This window comes from Streptomyces sp. NPDC058812 (genome assembly GCF_042744565.1).
Taxonomy (GTDB): Bacteria; Actinomycetota; Actinomycetes; order Streptomycetales; family Streptomycetaceae; genus Streptomyces; species Streptomyces thinghirensis.
Genome location: NZ_JBHYOB010000052.1, coordinates 1 through 4,783, shown reverse-complemented (window position 1 = coordinate 4,783; position 4,783 = coordinate 1). Strand labels below are relative to the sequence as shown.

The following is a 4,783-nucleotide window of genomic DNA, read 5'->3' as shown; positions in this document are numbered from 1 at the left end:
CGTACCCCGGTCCGGCGCCGCCTCCGCGGCCTCGGTGTCCTCGACCTCGGGCTGCTGCGCCTCTGCGTCCGGCTCCTGGCCGTCGTCCTCGGCCTCCGCCGGGGCGGGGGTGAGCATCCATGCCGCCACCGCCCACCCCAGGCCCCCGGCCGTGGCCAGTACGCCCTGGTACGGGCCGAGCTGCTGCGCGTACGGCCAGATCAGGGTTGCGGCGGTGCCGACCGCGCCGGAGGCCAGCAGGCCCCCGAACGCGGCCAGCCCCAGGGACTCGGGCACCGGGCGGCGGACCGGCTTGACCGCAGGCGCCGTCACCGTGGCGTCGTCCTCCGGCTCCTGGTCGTCGTCCTCGGCGTCGTCGTCCTGGTCCGCCTTGGACGCCGTGCGGGCCTTCGCCTTCGCCTTGGCCGCCTTCGCGCGGGCCGCCTTGTCGGCCTTGGCCTGCGCGGCCTCGGTCGCCTGGGCGTCCACGCTGGCCACGTCCCAGGCCCACCCGAGCGCCCTCCCGCCGCACCGGCAGACCATGCCCGCCAGCACGACCGACCCGGACCACAGGGCGGTGAACGCGCTCCCCGGCCGGACGATCTCCCGGACCTGCGCTCCAGTGCTCACAGCGCGCCCACGATGTTCGCGAGCTTGAGCACCAGGCCCACGCCGATGCTCCAGATGCCGCCGGCCTGCCCGTAGATGACCCCGGCCGAGATGCCCAGCAGCGCGGGCCACAGGGTCTTCTTCCACTTGGGGACGAACGTGAGGATGGACAGGGCTAGGGCGACTCCGCCGAGGCCGATGTTCCCCAGGCCGGAGCCCTGGATCACGGACGTGGGCACCTCTGAGATGCCGCGGACGACGTCGCCCCACAGCTCACCGGCCGCCACGGCCAGCGTGCCGAACGCGATGCCCCAGCCGCCGGCCTTGTCGCGGTCGAGCTTCATGCGGTCCGAGCCGCGCACGCCTAGGAAGAGCAGCAGCCCGGAGGCCAGGGCCAGGCCGGAGATCCCGACCGACCCGAAGACGGGCCCGGCAGCCACCACGACGTCCGTGGCGATGATCTGAGTCGTGTTCACAGCAGGGCCCCCGGGGCGTAGAGGAGGGAGGAGAGGGTCACGGTGGCGAGGGGGATCCGGGCGGCCCACCGCAGGGGCTGCGCCCAGCAGGCGGCGTGCCGCTCGAGGTAGAGCCAGCACACGGCGCCGAACGCGCCGGCCACCGCGAGGGGGGCCAGCAGCGCCGACCACGGGGCGGACCACGCCATGAAGTCCGTGATGAGGGGCCCGGTGCCCTGGCCCCAGAAGGCGGCGCCGATCGCGGCAACCGGGCGGGCCGCGAGACCCGCGAGCCCGGGAAGCCCCCGCAGCAGCCGGCCCGCCTTCCACCCCGCGTACGCGGCGGTGCAGGTGAGGGTGAACGTGGCGACCGGCGCCAGCGACAGGTTGATGTCCGCCATGAGCGTCGCGCCGGCCATCGGATCACCGGCCACCCCCCACAGCGGGCCGTGCCCGACTGCGGCCGCGCCGCCGTTGTAGGCCAGCCACCGCCACCGCGACGGCTGCACCGCCACCTCGGCCGGAACGGCACCACCGTTACGGCGGAGCGACCCCCACCGGGTGGACTGCGCCGGTGCAGCCGGGGCAGCCGCGTTGCGCATCTTCTTTCGCTTCCTGGAGCGGGCGGCCCTCCCGGCCGCAGTGGGGGCGCTCACGACCGTGCCCAGTTCCGCGGCCGTCGGCCGAACAACCGGGCGTGCAGGGCCCGACGCTCCGACTGACGCAGGCCTCCACGCACACCGATGACCTTCGACGCGGTGGAAGACTGCTCCAGATCCTGGGTCAGGCACCAGGACTGCACCGGGCACCCGGCGCACACCGCCAGCGCTTCCCGCTCCGCCGGGGACGCGTCCTGATCGACCGGGGTCAGCTCCCACGGCTCCGGGAAGAACAGCTCCGGGTCTACGCCCGTGCAGGCCGCACCCCCGAACCGCTCCCGCCGCACCGCCGGAGCGGGGGCCAGGTCCTCGTACTCCCACAACCGGTCCAGCCAGTCGACCGGACGCGCAGCAGTCCAGCCAGCCGGCAGCGGGGGCACCCCGCGCATCACAGCTCTACTCCCAGCGCACGCAGGCTCGCACGCACACACAGTTCGTCCTCACCCAGGCTCGTCGCCTCCGGCGGCGCCGCGGGGACGGACGCCGCGGCGCAGAAACGGGACGGCAGAACCGTCCGGGTCCGCACCACAGCACCGCGCATACACCTCTGCACCCGCCACCTGCGGAATGCGTCTGTCACCATCGCCATGTCGGCGTCCTCTCAGAGCGGACCCCCCGACAGCGGTGCACAAGGCTGCAACCTCGTGCACCGCCGCCCGGTCGGTGTGTCCTCACCGACCGGGCACCAGCGTTTGCAGGCGGGCACACCCAGGCAACCCAAAGCAGGCCATCACCAGCGAGTTATTGCCTAGGCATTAATGAGAATGCCTGGAGGCTCGACTGTTGTCAATAACGCCTAGGCGATAAGGTGTAGCTGAGTACGAGGAGGTGGAAGCACATGACTAGTTCCGGAGACCTCTCCGCAGAACTGCGCCGACGGATCGCGGCGGGGGAGTACGCAGTGGGCAGCAGGCTGCCTACGAATGCGCAGCTCATGGCCGATCACGGCGTTTCCAAGGCGACGGTGACCAAGGCCATCGCATCTCTGGCAGACGAAGGGCTCGTCTACTCATCCAAGCGAGCCGGCACCATCGTCCGCTCCACTAGCTCAATCGCACTGCCTCTGAGTCGGTATGGCCAGGTGCTAGCGCCAGGCGGCACCGCTGGGCCCTGGGAGTCCGCTACCGCAGCCATCGGCCTGGACGGGCGCATGCGATTCGTCTCGGTCGAACGGGTGCCGGCGGACGCCAACCTGGCCTCACTTCTCGGCCTCAACGAGGGCGACGAACTGGTCTACCGCGTACGCCAGGCCATCGTGCTCCCAGACGACGTCGTCCAGCTCCAGCAGGCTTGGTATCCCTCAACCATCGCTGAGGCGGCAGGGCTCGACCAGGATGGAAAGGTCGAGGGCGGCATCTACGGCGCACTGGCAGAAGCCGGCCATCAGCCCATCAGCGCCAGCGAGACCGTCGGCGCCCGGATGCCCACCGAAGACGAAGCCGCTCAGTTGCGAATCGGCGGCCGTGTCTGGGTGATTACCGTGCAGCGGCTCACTCTGGACGCACAGGGCCGCCCCCTGGAAGTGATGCGAGCCGTCGCCCCTGCAGACCGGTTGGAACTCAGCTACGACAACCTGCCCCTCGCAGCGAGGTGAGCCTGGAACATCGCCAGGCTCGGCGACACGCCCAAGAGACCTGCGCCAGCAGGTAGCTGGTGTGTATCTTTTTCGCTAGACGATGTTGGGGGGAGTGTAGTGACGACTGCTCATGATCCGCTGAACGCAGTTGACGTACTTCTGTCACAGGCCACGTGGTTGCCAACGACCGGCGCGCGGGGTCAGTTGCGGCGTGCGGCTGGCCTCACTCAAGCACAGGTGGCCCACGCTATCGGCGTGGGGCGCGTGCAGGTCGCTCGGTGGGAGACAGGTTTCGCAGAGCCTCGCGGAGTACGCCGCGCGGCTTACAGCAGGTTCCTCCGGGGCTTGGCTCAGCAACACCCGGAAGCCGTTACCTCAACAGCAACACCCTAGAAATGCTGATGGCCGCCCTGTTGGCGCAGGGCGGCCCATTCAGCAATCGACTCGCAGGACCTTCCACAGCCCGAGTCGTGTCCGGTGAGGTGACCTCGCCGGGGGTGATGCCCGTGGGCCTATGGCCCGCGTGGTCACCGATACCCAGAATAGGCGGCCTGACATCCAGAGGCCACCATCCTGGGTCCCTGTCTGGTCACACTGCCGTCCGCGGCTCCCCTATCAGGGGAGATCATTCCCGTGCTTGACCTGCACGTTTACGCAGCATCCCGGTACCGGCCGACGAGCTGGACCGACACCTTCGCGATCTTGGTGGGGGGTGCTCGGTGAGCCTGTACCCCGAGGTGCGGCGTGGGGGCAACCTGCCGTTCGGCCAGTCGTGCAACCGGTGGGTGTGCGATCCCCGGTACTCCACGAACTGCCGGACCCTCTACTCGATCCTGGTCTCGTACGCCGACACGCACACCCGTGACACCGAGCGGGGCAGGCCGTACCGGCCGGAGCTCGCCCGCCAGCTGGGCTGCTCGCTGTCCACGCTGGACCGGACCCTCTTCGAGGGCGAGGTCGCCGGCCTCTGGTCCGTCCACCAGCGGACCAACCCTGACAATCCCGACCTGAACGACGCCAACGTGTACGAGCTGCACGACGCGGCGCTGATGTACGCCGGGCACGGGGAGTGGATCGACCCTCTGCCGCCCGGGGTCCTGGCGGCCGACGTGGCGAAGCGGCGCATCGAGGAGCGGCGCGCAGCGAAGCGGGCCGCCGGCGAGGTCCGCAAGGGCGGCGTCGCCAAGGGCGTCAGCACGAAGAAGCTGCGGTCCGAGCGGGCGGCCCAGTCGGCGTCCGCCTCGTCCGAGAACCGCGATACGGCCGCGCCGGCAAGCGCGGCATCCGCCATCGAATCACCCGAACCTGAGGCCTCTCAGACACAGGGGGGTAGCAGCACCCGTGCTGCCCAATGTCTATAGCCCTGTCCATAGCCCTGATCCAGAACCCGAAAAACCCCGTGGTTCGGCCGTAGGCCAAGATGCGGGTGGTTTCGCGCGTGCGGGTGCGTGCTCGGGCGCGGGCGAGGAAACTCCGGCGGCTGTGGGCGGCTCCGCCGCGAACCG

7 protein-coding genes are annotated in these 4,783 nt (G+C 70.5%); 3 read left to right on the top strand and 4 right to left on the bottom strand.

The features are described from left to right. The 4 genes from ACFW48_RS38365 to ACFW48_RS38350 form a co-directional block, all read right to left on the bottom strand. On the bottom strand, positions 1–609 hold a 609-nt coding region (locus ACFW48_RS38365; RefSeq protein ID WP_386323263.1), incomplete at its 3' end, for a hypothetical protein. Next, positions 606–1,064 (bottom strand): hypothetical protein, encoded by a 459-nt coding sequence (locus ACFW48_RS38360; protein ID WP_386323261.1) that lies wholly within the window; start codon positions 1,062–1,064, stop codon positions 606–608. The genes ACFW48_RS38365 and ACFW48_RS38360, both read right to left, overlap by 4 nt. Next, complete coding sequence (locus tag ACFW48_RS38355; RefSeq protein ID WP_386323260.1) at positions 1,061–1,645, bottom strand: hypothetical protein; 585 nt, start codon at positions 1,643–1,645, stop codon at positions 1,061–1,063. Before ACFW48_RS38355 ends, ACFW48_RS38360 begins: the two co-directional genes overlap by 4 nt. 50 nt (positions 1,646–1,695) lie before the next feature. Next, positions 1,696–2,091, bottom strand: coding sequence for a WhiB family transcriptional regulator (locus tag ACFW48_RS38350; protein ID WP_386323258.1), 396 nt, complete (start codon positions 2,089–2,091; stop codon positions 1,696–1,698). A 449-nt stretch (positions 2,092–2,540) separates the two neighbouring features. Here ACFW48_RS38350 and ACFW48_RS38345 point away from each other — a divergent pair, with 449 nt between their 5' ends. The 3 genes from ACFW48_RS38345 to ACFW48_RS38335 all read left to right on the top strand — a co-directional run bounded on the left by ACFW48_RS38345 (position 2,541) and on the right by ACFW48_RS38335 (position 4,639). Continuing rightward, a complete protein-coding gene (locus tag ACFW48_RS38345; protein ID WP_386323256.1) occupies positions 2,541–3,296 on the top strand; it encodes a GntR family transcriptional regulator in 756 nt (251 codons plus the stop codon). 99 nt (positions 3,297–3,395) lie between these two features. Continuing rightward, positions 3,396–3,671: a helix-turn-helix domain-containing protein gene (locus ACFW48_RS38340; protein ID WP_386323254.1), complete on the top strand. Its 276-nt coding sequence runs from the start codon at positions 3,396–3,398 to the stop codon at positions 3,669–3,671. Between the two features lie 326 nt (positions 3,672–3,997). Next, positions 3,998–4,639, top strand: a complete 642-nt coding sequence (locus ACFW48_RS38335) for a hypothetical protein (RefSeq protein ID WP_386323252.1) — start codon at positions 3,998–4,000, stop codon at positions 4,637–4,639. The last annotated feature ends 144 nt before the right edge of the window (positions 4,640–4,783 follow it).

Coding starts and splice junctions, on each gene's coding strand:
- ACFW48_RS38355 (WP_386323260.1), bottom strand. CDS start 1,645: ATGCGCAACGCGGCTGCCCCGGCTGCACCGGCGCAGTCCACCCGGTGG.
- ACFW48_RS38345 (WP_386323256.1), top strand. CDS start 2,541: ATGACTAGTTCCGGAGACCTCTCCGCAGAACTGCGCCGACGGATCGCG.
- ACFW48_RS38350 (WP_386323258.1), bottom strand. CDS start 2,091: ATGCGCGGGGTGCCCCCGCTGCCGGCTGGCTGGACTGCTGCGCGTCCG.